Annotated in this window: 14 protein-coding genes; 9 read left to right on the top strand and 5 right to left on the bottom strand. The window is 73.7% G+C overall.

Going from position 1 to position 17071, the window contains the following annotated elements; all coding sequences use genetic code 11:
* Positions 1 to 117: 117 nt before the first annotated feature.
* From ACIGXE_RS24965 to ACIGXE_RS24945, 5 genes are all read left to right on the top strand, one after another.
* Positions 118 to 1338, top strand: coding sequence for a sensor histidine kinase (locus ACIGXE_RS24965; protein ID WP_399750975.1), 1221 nt, complete (start codon positions 118 to 120; stop codon positions 1336 to 1338).
* Positions 1339 to 1778: 440 nt separating this feature from the next.
* A complete protein-coding gene (locus ACIGXE_RS24960) occupies positions 1779 to 3065 on the top strand; it encodes a sensor histidine kinase (protein ID WP_399750973.1) in 1287 nt (428 codons plus the stop codon).
* 144 nt (positions 3066 to 3209) lie between these two features.
* The gene (locus ACIGXE_RS24955; protein WP_399751088.1) at positions 3210 to 3869 is read left to right on the top strand and encodes a LuxR C-terminal-related transcriptional regulator; all 660 of its coding nucleotides are present in this window, start codon (positions 3210 to 3212) and stop codon (positions 3867 to 3869) included.
* Between the two features lie 313 nt (positions 3870 to 4182).
* Positions 4183 to 6120, top strand: a complete 1938-nt coding sequence (locus tag ACIGXE_RS24950; RefSeq protein WP_399750971.1) for a 2-oxoacid:acceptor oxidoreductase subunit alpha — start codon at positions 4183 to 4185, stop codon at positions 6118 to 6120.
* Positions 6113 to 7192 carry a 2-oxoacid:ferredoxin oxidoreductase subunit beta gene (locus ACIGXE_RS24945; protein ID WP_399750969.1) on the top strand — a complete coding sequence of 360 codons (1080 nt, stop codon included), beginning with the start codon at positions 6113 to 6115 and terminating at the stop codon, positions 7190 to 7192. Before ACIGXE_RS24950 ends, ACIGXE_RS24945 begins: the two co-directional genes overlap by 8 nt.
* 12 nt (positions 7193 to 7204) lie before the next feature.
* Here ACIGXE_RS24945 and ACIGXE_RS24940 read toward each other — a convergent pair whose 3' ends face one another.
* From ACIGXE_RS24940 to ACIGXE_RS24925, 4 genes are all read right to left on the bottom strand, one after another.
* Positions 7205 to 9373, bottom strand: coding sequence for a bifunctional serine/threonine-protein kinase/ABC transporter substrate-binding protein (locus ACIGXE_RS24940; RefSeq protein WP_399750967.1), 2169 nt, complete (start codon positions 9371 to 9373; stop codon positions 7205 to 7207).
* Positions 9374 to 9375: 2 nt separating this feature from the next.
* Complete coding sequence (locus ACIGXE_RS24935) at positions 9376 to 11616, bottom strand: bifunctional serine/threonine-protein kinase/ABC transporter substrate-binding protein (protein WP_399751086.1); 2241 nt, start codon at positions 11614 to 11616, stop codon at positions 9376 to 9378.
* A 5-nt stretch (positions 11617 to 11621) separates the two neighbouring features.
* Positions 11622 to 12464: a hypothetical protein gene (locus ACIGXE_RS24930; protein WP_399750965.1), complete on the bottom strand. Its 843-nt coding sequence runs from the start codon at positions 12462 to 12464 to the stop codon at positions 11622 to 11624.
* Between the two features lie 92 nt (positions 12465 to 12556).
* Complete coding sequence (locus tag ACIGXE_RS24925) at positions 12557 to 12943, bottom strand: winged helix-turn-helix transcriptional regulator (protein WP_399751084.1); 387 nt, start codon at positions 12941 to 12943, stop codon at positions 12557 to 12559.
* 138 nt (positions 12944 to 13081) lie between these two features.
* Between ACIGXE_RS24925 and ACIGXE_RS24920 the strand changes: the two genes are divergently transcribed.
* A complete protein-coding gene (locus ACIGXE_RS24920) occupies positions 13082 to 13948 on the top strand; it encodes an NAD(P)H-binding protein (protein ID WP_399750963.1) in 867 nt (288 codons plus the stop codon).
* 126 nt (positions 13949 to 14074) lie between these two features.
* The gene (gene rarD / locus ACIGXE_RS24915; protein ID WP_399750961.1) at positions 14075 to 15277 is read left to right on the top strand and encodes an EamA family transporter RarD; all 1203 of its coding nucleotides are present in this window, start codon (positions 14075 to 14077) and stop codon (positions 15275 to 15277) included.
* Between the two features lie 33 nt (positions 15278 to 15310).
* Here the strand turns inward: rarD and ACIGXE_RS24910 are convergent, their stop codons facing one another.
* Complete coding sequence (locus ACIGXE_RS24910; RefSeq protein WP_399750959.1) at positions 15311 to 15628, bottom strand: DUF6401 family natural product biosynthesis protein; 318 nt, start codon at positions 15626 to 15628, stop codon at positions 15311 to 15313.
* A 127-nt stretch (positions 15629 to 15755) separates the two neighbouring features.
* Between ACIGXE_RS24910 and ACIGXE_RS24905 the strand changes: the two genes are divergently transcribed.
* Both ACIGXE_RS24905 and dapB read left to right on the top strand, forming a co-directional pair.
* Positions 15756 to 16208: a VOC family protein gene (locus ACIGXE_RS24905; RefSeq protein ID WP_399750957.1), complete on the top strand. Its 453-nt coding sequence runs from the start codon at positions 15756 to 15758 to the stop codon at positions 16206 to 16208.
* Between the two features lie 4 nt (positions 16209 to 16212).
* On the top strand, positions 16213 to 17046 hold the full coding sequence (gene dapB / locus ACIGXE_RS24900; protein WP_399750955.1) for a 4-hydroxy-tetrahydrodipicolinate reductase: 834 nt from the start codon (positions 16213 to 16215) through the stop codon (positions 17044 to 17046).
* Positions 17047 to 17071: the final 25 nt, after the last annotated feature.

Below are 17071 nucleotides of genomic sequence, written 5' to 3'. Positions count from 1 at the left end.
GTTCCGGACGCCCGCCCGGGCGGGGGCCCCGGCCGTGGCCCGGTGGGGATATCCCCCCTGCGGCTCACCGACCTCCCCCATGGCGTGTCCCGGCCCCCGCCCGGCAGGCTTGCGCTCATGAGCGACCACACCGACACCCCGCCGCCGCCCGCACGCTTCGCCTACGGTCGGCACACCTGGAAGGAGGTCGCGCACCTCCTGGCGGATCTGCCGTGCGCGCTCGCCGGTTTCCTCTACGCCGTCGCGACCGTCGCGATCGGCGTGGGCCTGTCCGTCACCGTCATCGGGCTCCCGCTGCTCGCCCTCGGGCTCGCCGGGGCGCGCGGCATCGCGCGGGCGGAACGGGCGCGGGCCCGGAAGCTGCTCGGGGTGCGGATCGACGAGCCGAGCCGGCTGCCGCGGCGGGACGGGTTCTTCCCGTGGCTGTGGGCGCAGCTGAAGGACCCGGTGGCGTGGCGCAGCCAGCTGTACGGATTCGTCCGGCTGCCGTGGGGCGTCCTGACCTTCGCCCTGACGACGGTGTCGCTGCTCGTGCTGTGGCCCGTGCTGCCGTTCCTGGCGCGCGGACTCGCGAACGCCGACCGGGGCATGGTGCGGGGGCTGCTCTCGCCGTCCGACGAGCTGGAGCGGCGGATCGCCGAGCTGGAGTCGGACCGGGGTGTCGTCGTGGACACCGCGGCCGCGGATCTGCGGCGCATCGAGCGCGACCTGCACGACGGCGCCCAGGCCCGGCTCGTCGCCCTCGCCATGGGGCTCGGGCTCGCCAAGGAGAAGCTGCTCGACGACCCGGAGGCCGCGGCGGCGATGGTCGACGAGGCCCACGGCGAGGTGAAGCTCGCCCTCCAGGAGCTGCGCGACCTGGCCCGCGGCATCCACCCGGCGGTCCTCACCGACCGCGGCCTCGACGCCGCCCTGTCGGCCGTCTCCGCCCGCTGCACCGTGCCCGTGAAGGTCTCGGTCGACCTGGCCGAACGGCCCGCGGCGGCGATCGAGGGCATCGCGTACTTCACCGTCTCCGAGCTGCTCCAGAACGTCTCCAAGCACTCCCGCGCCCGCTCGGCCGCGGTGGAGGTCTGGCGGACGAAGGACCGCCTGATGCTGCAGGTGCGCGACGACGGTGTGGGCGGGGCCCGTCTCGACGGCGCCGGTACGGGCATGGCGGGCCTCGCGGAACGGCTCGGCGCGGTCGACGGCGTCTTCGTCGTGGACTCGCCGGAGGGCGGCCCGACGGTGATCACGGCGGAGCTCCCGTGGCGGGACCGCGCCCTCGACACCCCGCGCGGCCCGGCCGGCGACCCCGCCCGCCGCAGGGCGCGTGACGGGGCCCGCGGCCGGTAGGAGGGCGCGGCCGGCGAGGGCCGGCGGGCAGGGGAGGGCGCGGCCGCAGGGCGGTGCCGCCGGCAGGGCGCCGGACGCCGGAAGCCGCCCCTCGCGGCCGGCAGGGCGGTGCCGCCGGCAGGACGGTGCCGCCGGCAGGGCGGTGCCGCCGGCAGGACGGTGCCGCCGGCAGGACGCCGGACGCCGGAAGCCGCCCCTCGCGGCCGGCAGGGCGGTGCCGCCCGTAGGGCAGTGCGGCCGGCGGCCCGCCGGACGCCCGGAAGCCGCCCCTCGCGGCCGACAGCCCGCCGCCCAGCCCGCCCGATCCGCCGCCCCCCTCGCCGTCGGTAGCCGTCGGTAGGGAAATCCCCCCTCCGTAGACGCCCACTCGCCTCATGGTCCCGTGCCTCCCCGGCCGGGAGGCTGGAAGCGACCACCACCGCCTGAGAAACGGACCCCCGATGGCCTCCCACCGTCTCCCCGCCGCCGTTCGCGCGCCGATCGCAGGGCGCACCTGGCGCGAGTTCGGCTACGTCCTGACCGGTCTGCCGCTGAGCGTCGTGTCCTTCTGCTTCGCCGTGGCCCTGGTGTCCGCCGGTGCGGGGCTGCTCGTCACCTTCCTCGGGATCCCGGTGCTGGCCGGGGCGCTCGCGCTGTGCCGGGGGTTCGGCGTGATGGAGCGGGCCCGGGCGCGCGGGATGCTCGGGCTGGACGTGCGGGCGCCGGAGCCCGCCCGGGGGCGGACCGGCGGGGCGCTGTCGTGGATGGGGGCGACGCTGAAGAGCGGGGCGTCCTGGCGGCACCTTCTGTACGCCCTGCTGCACCTGCCGTGGGCGGTGTTCTCGTTCTCCGTGACGTTCGCCCTGACGGCCTGGGGCTGGGGCCTGTTCACGTATCCGCTGTGGCACTGGGTCCTCCCCCTGTACGCGGGTCAGGACGGCCTCCAGGTGTACGGCGACGACACCCACGCCTTCTACCTCGACTCGCCGTTCGAGATCGCGTTCACCTCGGCGGTGGGCCTGGCCTTCGTCCTGCTCGGGCCGTGGGTCCTGCGGGGCGTGGTCGCGGTCGACCGGCTGATGGTGTCGGGGCTGCTCGGGCCGTCCCGGCTGGCCTCGCGCGTGACCGAGCTGGAGTCCGACCGGGGCGTGGTCGTGGACACCGCGGCGGCCGACCTGCGGCGCATCGAGCGCGACCTGCACGACGGCCCCCAGGCGCGGCTCGTGGCGCTCGCCATGGACCTGGGCCTGGCGAAGGACCGGCTCGCGAAGGACCCGGAGGCCGCGGCGGCGATGGTCGACGAGGCGCACGGCGAGGTGAAGCTCGCCCTGCGGGAGCTGCGGGACCTGGCCCGCGGCATCCACCCGGCGGTCCTCACCAACCGCGGCCTGGACGCCGCCCTCTCGGCGGTCGCCGCCCGCTGCGCCGTCCCGGTCTCGGTGGTCGTGGACCTGCCCGCCCGGCCGACGCCGGCCATCGAGGGCATCGCGTACTTCACCGTCTCGGAGCTGCTCCGGAACGTGTCCGAGCACGCGAAGGCCCGGCGGGCCTGGGTCGACGTGTGGCGGACGGAGGACCGCCTGATGCTCCAGGTCCGCGACGACGGAGTCGGCGGCGCCGGCCCGGCGGCCGGGCACGGCCTGGCGGGCCTGACGGAACGCCTCGGCGCCGTCGACGGCGTCCTGGCCGTCGACTCGCCGCCGGGCGGCCCGACGACGGTCACGGCGCAACTGCCCTGGCGGACGTGACCCGGAGCGGGCCCTGCCCCTCGCTCGGTCCGTGGCCCGGTTGAACCCCTGCGCCGCCCACGGCGTCCCTTCTGCTGCGATGCTGGGGACCGCTCAGTTCATTCGGGGAAGGCAGGGGACGTGACGGACTTGGGGACGGACAGGGTGCGGGTGGTCATCGCCGAGGACTCGGTGCTGCTGCGCGAGGGTCTGACCCGCCTTCTCACCGATCTCGGGCACGAGGTGGTCGCCGGGGTCGGCGACGGTGAGGCGCTGGTGAAGACCGTGTCCGATCTCGCCGGCGAGGGCGCCCTGCCGGACGTGGTCGTGGCGGACGTGCGGATGCCCCCGACGCACACCGACGAGGGCGTCCGGGCGGCGGTGCGGCTGCGGAAGGAGCATCCGGGGATCGGGGTGCTCGTGCTGTCGCAGTACGTGGAGGAGCAGTACGCCACGGAGCTGCTGGCCGGGTCCAGCACGGGCGTGGGCTATCTGCTGAAGGACCGGGTGGCCGAGGTCCGGGAGTTCGTGGACGCGGTGGTACGGGTGGCCCGGGGCGGCACGGCGCTGGATCCGGAGGTGGTGGCGCAGCTGCTCGGCCGGAGCCGTAAGCAGGACGTGCTCGCGGCGCTGACCCCGCGCGAGCGGGAGGTCCTGGGGCTGATGGCCGAGGGGCGTACGAATTCGGCCATCGCGAAGCAGCTGGTGGTGAGCGACGGCGCGGTGGAGAAGCACATCAGCAACATCTTCCTGAAGCTCGGGCTGTCTCCGAGTGACGGGGATCACCGCCGGGTACTCGCCGTGCTGACCTACCTCAATTCGTAAATATCTGACACCTTGTCAGGTGACTTCTGGCCGGTGAGGCGCGGAACAGGGCGGGATCCCGTTCCGTGACCGAGAATGAGCGGAGCGTCACCCCCGAGTGGACTCGGGGGTTCACAGAGAGCGACAATTGACTCGAAAAGGGCGTCGTGGGCGTCTCAAAACGAGGTCCACCATGCGAGAAGTCCCGGGAAGGCCCCCCTCACAGTCGTAGGGTGGGCCACGGGACGGCCGGGGAAGCCGGTCGTCTCCCGAGCCTTCTCCGCGGGTGCCAGCCGCGTCGGAGAGCCCCTTGCCGCGAGGGAGGTCCAGTTCAGTGACCAGCCAGGTCAGTAGCGAGGCCGGTGAGGCCCTGGTCGGGGAGCAGCGCAGCGCCCCGGCGACGGCCGACCACGGCTCCGCGAAGGAAGTCCGCCGGCTCGACCGGGTGATCATCCGCTTCGCGGGTGACTCCGGTGACGGTATGCAGCTCACGGGAGACCGGTTCACGTCGGAGACGGCGTCCTTCGGGAACGACCTGTCGACGCTGCCCAACTTCCCGGCGGAGATCCGGGCGCCCGCCGGCACCCTGCCGGGCGTGTCCTCGTTCCAGCTGCACTTCGCCGACCACGACATCCTGACCCCGGGCGACGCCCCGAACGTGCTGGTCGCGATGAACCCGGCCGCGCTGAAGGCGAACATCGGGGACGTGCCGCGCGGCGGCGAGATCATCGTCAACACCGACGAGTTCGCCAAGCGCGCCATGGCCAAGGTCGGCTACGAGACCTCCCCGCTGGAGGACGGGTCGCTGGCCGGGTACCACGTGCACCCCGTGCCGCTGACCACCCTCACGGTCGAGGCGCTGAAGGAGTTCGGCCTGCCCAGGAAGGAGGCCGAGCGGAGCAAGAACATGTTCGCGCTCGGGCTGCTGTCCTGGATGTACCACCGGCCGACCGAGGGCACCGAGACCTTCCTGCGCCAGAAGTTCGCGAAGAAGCCGCAGATCGCCGAGGCGAACGTGGCCGCGTTCCGGGCCGGCTGGAACTTCGGCGAGACCACCGAGGACTTCGCCGTCTCCTACGAGGTCGCCCCCGCGACCAAGGCCTTCCCGACCGGCACGTACCGCAACATCTCCGGGAACCTGGCCCTCTCGTACGGGCTGGTCGCCGCCTCCCGCCAGGCGGACCTGCCGCTCTACCTCGGCTCGTACCCGATCACCCCGGCCTCGGACATCCTGCACGAGCTGAGCAAGCACAAGAACTTCGGCGTGCGGACCTTCCAGGCCGAGGACGAGATCGCCGGCATCGGCGCCGCGCTCGGCGCCGCCTTCGGCGGCTCGCTCGCCGTGACCACGACCTCCGGCCCGGGCGTGGCGCTCAAGTCGGAGACCATCGGACTCGCCGTCTCCCTCGAACTGCCGCTGCTGATCGTCGACATCCAGCGCGGCGGTCCGTCCACCGGCCTGCCCACCAAGACCGAGCAGGCCGACCTGCTGCAGGCCATGTACGGGCGCAACGGCGAGGCGCCGGTGCCGGTCGTCGCCCCGCGCACGCCCGCCGACTGCTTCGACGCCGCGCTCGACGCGGCCCGGATCGCGCTCACCTACCGCACCCCGGTCCTGCTGCTCTCCGACGGCTACCTGGCCAACGGCTCCGAGCCCTGGCGGATCCCCGAGGTCGACGAACTGCCGGACCTCACCACGACGTTCGCCACCGGCCCGAACCACACCCTGGCCGACGGCACCGAGGTCTTCTGGCCGTACAAGCGCGACCCCGAGACCCTGGCCCGGCCCTGGGCGCTGCCCGGCACCCCCGGCCTCGAACACCGCATCGGCGGCATCGAGAAGCAGGACGGCAGCGGCAACATCTCGTACGACCCGGCCAACCACGACTTCATGGTCCGCACCCGGCAGGCCAAGATCGACGGCATCGAGGTGCCCGACGTCGAGGTCGACGACCCGGACGGCGCCGGCACCCTCGTGCTCGGCTGGGGCTCCACGTACGGCCCGATCACCGCCGCCGTGCGCCGGCTGCGGGCGGCCGGACACCCCATCGCCCAGGCCCACCTGCGCCACCTCAACCCCTTCCCGAAGAACCTCGGCGACGTCCTCGGGCGCTACGAGAAGGTGGTCGTGCCCGAGATGAACCTCGGCCAGCTCGCCACCCTCGTCCGCGCCAGGTACCTCGTCGACGCCCGGAGCCACACCCAGGTCAACGGCATGCCGTTCAAGGCCGAGCAGCTCGCCGCCGCTCTCAAGGAGGCCATCGATGAGTGAGCCGGTCCGGTCCACGGATCTCTCGGAGTCCCTTCTGCAGCTGGTGCCCAGGTCCGAGGCCGCCCAGACGATGAAGGACTTCAAGTCCGACCAGGAGGTCCGCTGGTGCCCCGGCTGCGGCGACTACGCCGTCCTCGCCGCGGTGCAGGGCTTCCTGCCCGAACTCGGCCTGGCGAAGGAGAACATCGTCTTCGTCTCCGGCATCGGCTGCTCGTCCCGCTTCCCGTACTACATGAACACCTACGGGATGCACTCCATCCACGGCCGCGCCCCTGCCATCGCCACCGGCCTGGCCACCTCGCGCCGCGACCTGTCGGTGTGGGTCGTCACCGGTGACGGCGACGCGCTGTCCATCGGCGGCAACCACCTCATCCACGCGCTGCGCCGCAACGTCAACCTGAAGATCCTGCTCTTCAACAACCGGATCTACGGCCTCACCAAGGGCCAGTACAGCCCCACCTCGGAGCTCGGCAAGATCACCAAGTCGACCCCGATGGGCTCCCTGGACGCCCCCTTCAACCCGGTGTCCCTCGCCCTCGGCGCCGAGGCCTCCTTCGTCGCCCGGACCGTCGACTCCGACCGGAAGCACCTCACCGAGGTGCTGCGCCAGGCCGCCGAGCACAACGGCACGGCGCTGGTGGAGATCTACCAGAACTGCAACATCTTCAACGACGGCGCCTTCGAGGTCCTCAAGGACAAGGACCAGGCCAAGGAGGCCGTCATCCGCCTGGAGCACGGGCAGCCGATCCGCTTCGGCGCCGAGCTCGACAAGGGCGTCGTCCGCGACCCGGCCACCGGCGACCTCAAGGTCGTCACGGTCACGCCGTCGAACGAGGCCCAGGTGCTCGTGCACGACGCCCACTCCGCGTCGCCGACCACCGCCTTCGCCCTCTCCCGGCTCGCCGACCCGGACACCCTGCACCAGACCCCCATCGGGGTGTTCCGCTCGGTGGACCGCCCGGTGTACGACACGCTGATGGCCGAGCAGCTGGAGAAGGCGGTGGAGCAGCAGGGCAAGGGCGACCTGGCGCAGCTGCTCACCGGCAGGGACACCTGGACGGTGGTGGGCTAGCGCCGCCCTCGATCAGCGTTGCGCTGCCTCGGCGAACGGGCCGAGGCAGCGCGGCTTTCCGGACCTGATCTGCCAGAGGGTGAGCCCTTCGAGGGCGGACGTCGAGTTGTCGGTGCCCCGGGCGTTGTACGACCTGGCCACCCCCTTGTAGAGCACGTTGTCCGTCATCAGCGCGTTCGCGAGCGCCGCGCCCGTGACGCCGGCGTTCCTGCCGACCGCGGTGCGCAGCGCCTGCCCCAGCCAGTACAGGACGTCGTAGGTCTCGACGGCGAACCGGTCGACCCGGTCCGTGGCCGCGAGCCCGAAGCGCTTGCGGTACGCGGCCGTGAACTCCTTCGCGGCCGGGACGGTGTCGGGATCGAGGTACCCCGCGCCGAAGTACCAGCCCTCGGCGGCGGTCCCCGCCAGGGTCAGGAACTCGGGCTCCAGCACGTACTCGACGCTTCCGCACGGGCCCCGGTACCCCTGCTCCTTCAGTGCCTTGGCGCACAGGGCGGCCCGGCGCGGCGAGGTCCCCGCGTACATCACGCCCTGCGGGGAGGTGGCGAGCGCGGCGCGGACCGCCGGGCCGAAGTCCTCGCTGTCCGCGGCGACCTCGTGCGAGGTGACCGTGCCACCGGCCGGCGGCGTGGCCTTCATGCTGCGGACGGCGGACCAGCTGTAGGTGCCGCCCGCCCGGTCGTGGACGACCGCGGTGCGGCCGAGCCGGTGCTCGCTGAGATAGCGGGCGAAGGGCACGATCATGGTGTCGGGGTGGGGCCGCACCTCGTAGTAGGTACGGACTTCCGCCGACCCGCCCTGGATCATGCCCGCGGGGACGGACGCCACCAGGCCCATCACCGTCACCTTCGCCTCGCCCAGCACCTCCGCGGTCGCCACGGTGGTCTCCGTGGTCGTCGGACCGAGGACGGCGACCAGGGCGGGGTCCTTGAGCAGGGAGCGGGCTCCGGTCGTGGCCCGCCGGGGGTCTCCTCCGTCGTCCGTCACCTTGAGCACCAGATCGAAGGGCCGGTCCGCCTGGGCGTTGAAGGTCTCCGCGGCGAGGCGCAGGCCGCGTTCCTGGGCGCGCCCGTCCGCCTTCCTCGGGCCGCTGAGGTCGGTCACCACGCCGAGCGTGTACGCGGCCCGCGGGGTTCCGGTGCCGCCGCCCGTTCCGGTGGCGGGGTCGCGGCCGAGCAGCCAGGCGGTGAGGCCGCCGGCCGCGGCGACGGCCCCGGCCGAGCCGAGGACGAGCAGCCGGCGCCGCGAAGTCCCCTTCGGCTCCTCGGGATTCAGCATCGTGGGGTCGGCGACCGGCAGGTCCAGGACGCGGGACGAGCGCTGGGCGATGAGCGCGGGCAGGCCGGGCGGCAGCCAGTCGCCGGCCGGGACGTCGGCCGCGCCCAGGGCGGCCCGTACCTCCGCCGCGGTGGGCCGGTCGGCGGCGTCCTTGGCGAGGCAGGCCGTCACCAGCGGCAGCAGGGACGCGGGCAGGCCGTCGAGGTCGGGATCCTCGTGGACGGTGCGGTAGACCACCGCGGCCACCGCGCCCGTACCGAAGGGGCGGCGGCCGGTCAGCGCGTACGCGAGGACGCAGCCGAGCGAGAAGACGTCGGCGGCCGGGCCGACCTCGCCGCCGCCTATGACCCGCGCCTGTTCGGGGGCGAGGAAGCCGGGCGTGCCGATCATCGCGTCGGTGGCGGTGAGGGCGGTCGCCCCGCTGACCCGCGCGATGCCGAAGTCGATGAGCCGGGGCCCGTCGAGGGCGAGCAGGACGTTCCCGGGCTTGACGTCGCGGTGGACGAGCCCGGCCTCGTGCATGTCGTGGAGGGCGTCGGCGAGCCGGGCGCCGAGGGCCCGGACGGCCGGCTCGGGCAGGGCTCCGTGGGCGTCGACGGCCTCGACGAGGGAGGGCCCGGGGACGAACTCGGTGGCCAGCCACGGTTCGCGGGCCTCCGGGTCGGCGCCGAGCACCCGGACGACCCAGCGGCCGGTGATCCGCTCGGCGGTGGCCGCCTCGCGGCGGAAGCGGGCGCGGAAGCCGGGGTCGGCGGCGTGCTCGGCCCGGATCAGCTTGAGCGCGGCGAGGGCGCCGCCGGCGGAACGGGCGAGGTAGACCACGCCCATGCCGCCGGCGCCGAGCCGCCCGAGCAGCCGGTAGCCGGCGATCGTGGAGGGATCGGCCTTCTTGAGGGGCTGCACCGTCAGCTCTTCTTGGGCTTGTTGGGGTAGCCCGGCGCGCCGCCGATGAACTTGTAGGCGCCGTTCTCCACGCCGTAGATGAAGGTGCCGACGCCCTTGAGCTCACCGTTCTGTTCGAACTCGTAACCGCCCATCGCCCCGGCGTACTTCTGCGCGCGCAGGGCCGCCCACAGGCCCTTGCGGGTGAGCGGGCCCTTGCCCGCGCTGGTGGCGAGCCAGGCGGTGACCATGTTGACGACGTCGAAGGACTCGCCCGTGTAGAAGGCGGGGTCGGTGCCGTAGCGCTTGCGGTACGCGGCGAGGAAGTCCTGCACCGCCTTGCGGTCCGCGGGCTTCTGCTTCTCGTCGGCGGCCCGCTGGACGGGGTCGGCGACCGGCGCGCACACGAACCAGCCCTCGGCGGCTGCGCCGGCCTCCTTGAGGAAGGCCGGGCCGAAGACGTGCTGTCCGGTGAACTTCGGTCCGGTGAAGCCGAGTTCCGCCAGCGCACGGGCGGCGAGCACGGCCGTGGAGCGGACGCCGCAGTGGATGTACGCGTCGATGCCGGCGTCGATCATCTCCCCGATGATCCTGCGGTAGTCGGTGGCCCGGCCGGGGACCACCCGGAAGTGCGGGGTGATGCCGGCCTGCTTGAACCCGAAGCGGACGCCGCCGGTGTACTGCCAGCTGTACTGGTCGTCGGTGCGCTCCTGGAGGACGCCGGGGCGGCGGACCTGCGGCAGCAGCGTGGTGGCGAAGGAGAGGTAGGTGCCCGCCATGATGTGGTTCGGGATGGCGCGCAGCACGGTGGTGTTGGCGTCCCGCAGGGTGAGCATGTTGTAGCCGGCCGAGACGGTCAGGAGCGGCAGGCCGGCCTCGTCGAAGGCGGGCAGCGCGGCCTGGCCGGTGTCGTCCGAGGTGGGGCCGAGGACCGCGACCACGGCGGGGTCGGTGGTCAGCCTGCGGGCGGCGGCGAGGGCGGCGCCGCGGTCCCCCCGGTCGTCGGAGACCTTCAGTTCGAGGGTGAAGGGCTTCCCCTTGTGGATCGCGTTGAACTGCTCGACGGCGAGGCGGGCGCCGCGCTCCTGGGCCTGTCCGATCTCCTTGGCGGGCCCGGACAGGTCGGCGAGGAGGCCGATCGCCCAGGTGTCCGGGACCTTCGGCGCGGGGGCCTTGCCGTCGCCCTTGGCATCGTCGCGCCGGGAGTCGACGAGGGCGTAGGCGCCGCCGCCGGCCGCGAGCACGGCGGCTCCGGCGCCGAGCAGCAGGAAGCCGCGTCGGCTGGGCTTCGGGGGCGCGGCGGGGGCGACGCCGGGGGCGGTCGCGTCGATGGCGGGGAGGGCGAGCATCGCGGCCGAGCGGGCGGCGATGGTGGTGACGACGGGCGCGGGCAGCCAGTCGGCGGCGGCGCCGGGGGTGTCCTCGGTGAGCCGGGCGGCGACCTCCTCGGCGGTGGGCCGCTCGGCCGGCCGCTTGGCGACGCACTGCCGTACGAGGTCGAGCAGCGCCTCCGGTACGCCGGCGAGGTCGGGCTCGTCGTGCACCGTCCGGTACAGCAGGGCGTCCAGGCTGCCGCTGCCGAACGGCGGCCGGCCCGTGGTCGCGAAGGCGAGGAGGCAGCCGAGGGCGAAGACGTCGGCGGCGGGTCCGATCTCGGCGGCGCGGGCCTCGGCCTGCTCGGGGGCGAGGAAGCCGGGGGTGCCGACGACCATGTCGGCCGAGGTCAGCCCGGTCTCGCCGGTGACGCGCGCGATGCCGAAGTCGATCAGCCGGGGGCCGTCGACGGCGAGCAGGATGTTGCCGGGCTTCACGTCCCGGTGGACGAGTCCGGCCGCGTGCACGGCGGCCAGCGCGCGGGCGACGGCGCCGCCGAGGATCCGTACGCTCCGCTCGGGCAGCGGACCGTGCCCGCGGACCGCCTCGCCGAGGGACGGGCCGGGCACGAAGGCGGTGGCCATCCACGGCTCGGGGGCGTCGGGGTCGGCGCCGAGCACCGGGACCGCCCAGGGGCTGACGACCCGGCGGGCGGCCTCGACCTCGCGGCGGAAGCGGGCCCGGAAGTCGGCCTGGTCGGCCTGGTCGGCGTGGGTGACCTTCACGGCGGCGAGTTCGCCGTTGTCCGTACGGCCGAGGTAGACGACGCCCATGCCGCCGGCGCCGAGGCGCCCGAGGAGCCGGTAGCCGGCGAGCTGGGACGGGTCGGAGGGGAGCAGCGGCTGGAGGGCGCCGGGCTCGGGGGCGCCGGACGCGGCGGGCTGGGTCATCGGGCTCACGACTGGGCTCCCCACTGCACCTTGATGCGATCCTGCATGAGGACGTTGGCGCGCACCTGGTCGGAGTTGGTGACCGCCTCGGTGTAGCCGGGGGCTCCCTTGATGACGGTGGCGAGGGTGACCTGTCCGATGCGGGTCTGGTACCAGGTGTAGAACTGCCGCCCCTTGAAGGCGTCGTTGAGGTAGTCGCCGCGTTCGAGGACGGAGTCGGCCGTCGTGGCGTTGCCGTTCACGCCGTAGGGCGTGCCGAGGGACATGAGTCCGGAGATGCGTTCGTTCTCCCGCAGCCGCTGGTCGGGGCAGCGCAGCGCCTCCTCCAGCGTCTCGGCCAACTCCCAGTCGGCGTCGGACTCGGTGCGGTGCACGGTGACGGTGGCGGCGACCCGTAGCGGGCCCTTGCCTCCGGTGGCCGGGATCTCGCTGTAGGCGGTGACGCTGGCCAGCACCGAGCGGGGGAGGGCGCCGCCCTCCCAGGTGCAGTCCTTGTCGAGCACCGCCCAGGAGCCGGGAGCACTGAGGTACGGGGTGCGCTTGACGTAGTCGGGGCCCCAGCTGTCGGGGCCGGCGACGACCGCGAGGGCCAGTCGCTCGGCCTCGGCCGCGGTCTTCGGCGCGCGCGAGGGGTCGAGGGTGGCGACGCCGGTCGGGGTGGGGCGGGGTGTGGGGCTCACGGTCGCGGTCGCCGACGCGCTCGTCCCGCCCTCTCCGGCACCCTTGCCGTCACCGGTGCCGGCGCCCTTGCCTCCGCCGGCTCCTCCGTCCCCTCCGGAACATCCGGCCAGCAGCAGCGCCGCGCCCGCCGTCATCACCCCGCAAGCGCGCAGCAGTCTTCGCCTCACGTGCGCCACGATTCCCCCCACAAACGGTCATGGAATCCCCCGTAGGTGAGCGATCGTACGCCGGGCGGCCCCAACGAGGCCTGACTACAACATCATTGGGACGATACGCGGGCCTCGTCGTGACGCTCGCGGGTCTCGTCGTGACGCTCGCGGGTCTCGTCGTAACGCACCCGCGCCTCCTCGACCGCGGCGAGCCGGTGTTCCGTCCAGCGCCCCAGCTCCGAGACCAGTAGGGCGGCCTCGCGGCCGAGGCCGGTGAGGCTGTAGTCGACGCGGGGCGGGATGACCGGCTTGGCGTCGCGGTGGACGAACCCGTCCCGCTCCAGGGTCTGGAGGGTCTGGGTGAGCATCTTCTCGCTGACCCCGCCGATCTTCCGGCGCAGCTCGCTGAAGCGGTACGAGCGGTCGAGGAGGGCGATGAGGATCAGGACGCCCCAGCGGCTGGTGACGTGCTCCAGGACGAGGCGCGAGGGGCACATCGCGTCGTTGATGTCGGGCTTCTTCGCACTTACCTGCACACCAGTACCTTACTTCAAAGTGGGTACTTACGAAAGGTTAGCGCCAGTCGTACGGTGAGTGCGTTGCCCACGATCACCTCGGAGAACCGGAGAACCCCCATGAGCATCGTCGTCACCGGAGCCACCGGACAGCTTGGCCGTCTCGTCGTCGACGCCCTCCTCGCCGCCGTCCCGGCCGGGTCCGTCGCCGCCGTCGTCCGCGACAAGGCGAAGGCCGCCGACCTGGCCGAGCGCGGGGTCGAGCTGCGCGTCGCCGACTACAGCCGGCCCGAGACGCTCGCGGACGCCTTCGGGGCCGGCGACCGGGTGCTGCTGATCTCCGGCAGCGAGGTCGGGCAGCGGGTGGCGCAGCACGCCGCCGTCATCGCCGCCGCCAAGGCCGCGGGGGTCGCCCAGCTCGCCTACACCGGCATTCTCGGCGGCCCCGCGGCGGACTTCAGCCTGGCCGACGAGCACAAGGCGACCGAGCAGGCGATCCTCGACTCCGGCCTGCCGTACACCTTCCTCCGCAACGGCTGGTACACCGAGAACTACACGGCCAACCTGGCGCCCGTGCTCGCCCACGGAGCCGTCGTCGCCAACGCCGGCGAGGGCCGGGTCGCCTCCGCCTCCCGCGCCGACTACGCCGCCGCGGCCGCCGCCGTGCTGACCGGCCCGCTCACCGAGCACCTGGGGCGCGCGTACGAGCTGAGCGGCGACGTGTCGTGGTCGTTCGCCGAGTACGCGGCGGAAGTGGCCCGCCTGTCCGGCCGGGAGATCACGTACTCGAACGTGCCCGCCGCGACCCACCGGGAGATCCTCGTCGGCGCCGGCGTCCCCGGTCCCTTCGCCGACATCCTCGTCGAGGTGGACGAGGCCGTGGCGCGCGGCGCGCTGGCCGCGCGCGGCGACGACCTCTCGCGGCTGATCGGGCGCCCGACGACGCCCGTCGCGCAGACGATCGAGGCGGCGCTCGCCGCCTCCTGAGCCGGCGCGCCGACCCTCCCCCTCATCCGTCAGGACCGTATGGCGATACGGGCATGACAGCCGGCCCTTCGCGGCGCTACCTTCGAGTGGACGCGCGGCGCAGGGCCGGCAGGGGCAGGAGGTCCGGTGAAGACGGAGCACGAGGAACGAGCCGAACGATCAGGACTGATCTACGGAATCGCCGCCTATGGCATCTGGGGTCTCTTCCCCCTCTACTGGCCCCTCCTCCAGCCCGCCGGCGCGGTCGAGATCCTCGCCCACCGCATGGTCTGGTCGCTCGTCGTCGTCGCCCTCGCCCTGCTGGCGCTGCGCCGCTGGGCCTGGGTGCGCGAGCTGGTCCGCACCCCGCGCCGACTGGCCCTGATCGCCCTCGCGGCGGGCCTCATCACGGTCAACTGGGGCGTCTACATCTGGGCCGTGAACGCCGGCCACGTCGTCGAGTCCTCGCTCGGCTACTTCATCAACCCGCTCGTCAGCATCGCCCTCGGCGTCCTCGTCCTCAAGGAGCGGCTTCGGCCGGCGCAGTGGGCGGCCGTCGGGATCGCCCTCGCCGCCGTCGTCGTGCTCGCGGTCGGCTACGGCCGGCTGCCGTGGATCTCGCTGGTCCTGGCCTGCTCCTTCGGCACGTACGGCCTGGTGAAGAAGAAGGTGAACATCGGCGGTCTGGAGTCGCTCGCCGCCGAGACCGCCGTCCAGTTCCTGCCGGCGATGGGCTATCTCGTCTGGCTCGGGACACAGGGCGAGTCCACCTTCACCTCGGGGGGCGGCGGCCACGCCGCGCTGCTCGCGACGACGGGTGTGATCACGGCGGTCCCGCTGGTCTGCTTCGGGGCGGCGGCGATCCGCGTCCCGCTCTCCACCCTCGGCCTGCTGCAGTACCTGGCGCCGGTCTTCCAGTTCCTGCTCGGCGTCCTCTACTTCCACGAGTCGATGCCGCCCGAGCGCTGGGCGGGCTTCTCGCTGGTGTGGCTGGCCCTCTCGGTCCTGACCTGGGACGGCCTGCGCACGGCCCGGCGCAGCCGGGAGGCCCTTGCCGCGGCGGCGGCTGCGGCTGCGGCTGCGAATCAGGCGGCGACGGCACCCGCAGCGGCGACCGCGCCCGAAGGTGCTGTGCCCGGGGCGGGTGTGCCCGAAGGTGCTGTGCCCGGGGCGGGTGTGCCCGAGGCTGCTGTGGCTGCGGCGGGTGTGCCTGCGGCGGCCATGTCTGCGGCGACCGCGCCCGAGCCGACCGTGCCTGCGGCGGACGTGCCTGCGGGCGGTCTCGTCACCGCGGCCGGGCAGGCCGACGGCGAGGCCGGCACCGCGCCGCTCTCCGCTCCGTCGGCCTAGCCGGGACACCGCCCGCGCGCGGCGGCGGGCGGCTCAGACCGCCAGCAGGTCGTGTTCGCGGATGAGCCAGCAGACGGCGGTCAGCCGCAGGGTGGCGAAGTCGTGACCGGCCGGCTCGACCCAGGAGACCTCGGCGAGCCGGTCGGTGAAGCCCAGCACGTAGTCCGCGAGGTCCTCCCGCTGGACGGTCCGGGCCTGCGGGCTCCGCTGGGCGGGGACGAGCGCGTCGCACACGGCCGCCGCGTGCTGGTCGACGGCGGCCACGAGCCCCGGCTCGAAGGAGAACTCCGAGAGCCGGGGCATGTACGCGGCGGCGACGCCGACCAGGGGGCAGCCGGGCGAATCGTTCATCCCTCCACATTAGGCGCGGAACGCGCGACCGAAGCCGTGAGCTTGGTCGCAGCCGGCCGGTGGGGTGGGGCGGCCGGCCGGGTCGGCCCGAAGGCCGTTGTCGGTGGCGCCCCCTATAAAAGGTCACATGACCGCACTTCACTGGAAGCTCGTCATCGACGCGGCGGATCCGCACGCCCAGGCCGCCTTCTGGGCCGCCGCCCTCCACTACCGGCAGGAGGACCACAGCGCCCTCGTCGACCGGCTGCTCGCCGCCGGCGCCGTCCCGCGCGAGGCCACCCTCACCGTCCAGGACCGGCTCGCCTGGCGCGACCTGGCGGCCGTACGGCATCCGGACGAGCCGTTCGACCCGGCGTCCGACACGGGCCTGGGCCGTCGCATCCTCTTCCAGCGCGTACCCGAGTCGAAGACGGTGAAGAACCGTCTCCACCTCGACCTCCACCCGGAGCCGGGCAGCCGCGACACCGAGGTGGCGCGGCTGGAGGGGCTGGGCGCGAAGGTCCTCCGCCAGGTGGCGGAACCGGGCGGCTCGTGGACGGTCATGGCGGACCCGGAGGGGAACGAGTTCTGCGTACATTGACCCCATGACGACCAGCATGATCCGAGTCTGCTTCGCCGGGATCACCGGCTGGACCGCGCCGCCGATCGTCGCCGCCCTCGACCGGGCCGAGGACCTCACCCTGGTCTCCGGGGTCTCCCGGTCCTCCGCCGGACGGTCCCTGGCCGAGGCGGTCGGGTCCCGGGCGGAGGGCAAGGTGTACGGCTCGGTCGCGGAGGCGCTCGCGGCGGCGCCGGCGGACGTGCTCGTCGACTACACGAGCGCGGCCGCCGTCGGGCCGAACGTCCGGGCCGGGATCGAGGCGGGCGCGCACGTCGTCGTGGGGTCCAGCGGCCTGACCGCCGAGGACTACGCCGAACTCGACTCCCTCGCCCGGGCGGCGGGCGTCGGAGTGATCGCGGCGGGCAACTTCTCCGTCATGGCCGCCGTCCTCTCCCGCGCGGCGGCGCTCGCGGCGGAGCACCTGGACCACTGGGAGATCACCGACTACGCGAGCGCGGGCAAGCCGGACGTGCCGAGCGGCACCGCCCGCGAGCTCGCCGAGTCCCTCGGCAGGATCCGCTCGCCCGAACAGGGCGTGCCGCCGGCCGAGTTGATCGGCCCGCCGGAGGCGCGCGGGGCGGACGTGGCGGGCAGCCGGGTGCATTCGGTACGCCTGCCGAGCTTCGTCGTCAGCACGGAGGTCGTCTTCGGCGGCGACGGCGAGCGCCTCACCCTCCGCCACGACGCGGGCGCCACCCCGGACCCGTACACGGCGGGCACCCTGCTCGCGGTCCGGCGGGTGGGCGGGACGGTGGGCGTACGACGGGGCCTGGACTCGCTGCTCTTCGACGGGGACGGCACGACTCGTGGCGCCTAGGCCCTGACGTCGAACTCCCGCCTGC

It is taken from the genome of Streptomyces sp. NPDC053431 (genome assembly GCF_044544925.1).
Taxonomy (GTDB): domain Bacteria; phylum Actinomycetota; class Actinomycetes; order Streptomycetales; family Streptomycetaceae; genus Streptomyces.
This window is presented reverse-complemented; position numbering and strand designations above follow the sequence as displayed.

Excerpts from the sequence above, each read along its gene's own strand:
- ACIGXE_RS24905 (WP_399750957.1), top strand. The coding sequence starts at position 15,756 with ATGACCGCACTTCACTGGAAGCTCGTCATCGACGCGGCGGATCCGCAC.
- ACIGXE_RS24925 (WP_399751084.1), bottom strand. The coding sequence starts at position 12,943 with ATGTGCCCCTCGCGCCTCGTCCTGGAGCACGTCACCAGCCGCTGGGGC.
- ACIGXE_RS24920 (WP_399750963.1), top strand. The coding sequence starts at position 13,082 with ATGAGCATCGTCGTCACCGGAGCCACCGGACAGCTTGGCCGTCTCGTC.
- ACIGXE_RS24945 (WP_399750969.1), top strand. The coding sequence starts at position 6,113 with ATGAGTGAGCCGGTCCGGTCCACGGATCTCTCGGAGTCCCTTCTGCAG.
- dapB (WP_399750955.1), top strand. The coding sequence starts at position 16,213 with ATGACGACCAGCATGATCCGAGTCTGCTTCGCCGGGATCACCGGCTGG.
- ACIGXE_RS24965 (WP_399750975.1), top strand. The coding sequence starts at position 118 with ATGAGCGACCACACCGACACCCCGCCGCCGCCCGCACGCTTCGCCTAC.
- ACIGXE_RS24935 (WP_399751086.1), bottom strand. The coding sequence starts at position 11,616 with ATGACCCAGCCCGCCGCGTCCGGCGCCCCCGAGCCCGGCGCCCTCCAG.
- ACIGXE_RS24910 (WP_399750959.1), bottom strand. The coding sequence starts at position 15,628 with ATGAACGATTCGCCCGGCTGCCCCCTGGTCGGCGTCGCCGCCGCGTAC.
- ACIGXE_RS24960 (WP_399750973.1), top strand. The coding sequence starts at position 1,779 with ATGGCCTCCCACCGTCTCCCCGCCGCCGTTCGCGCGCCGATCGCAGGG.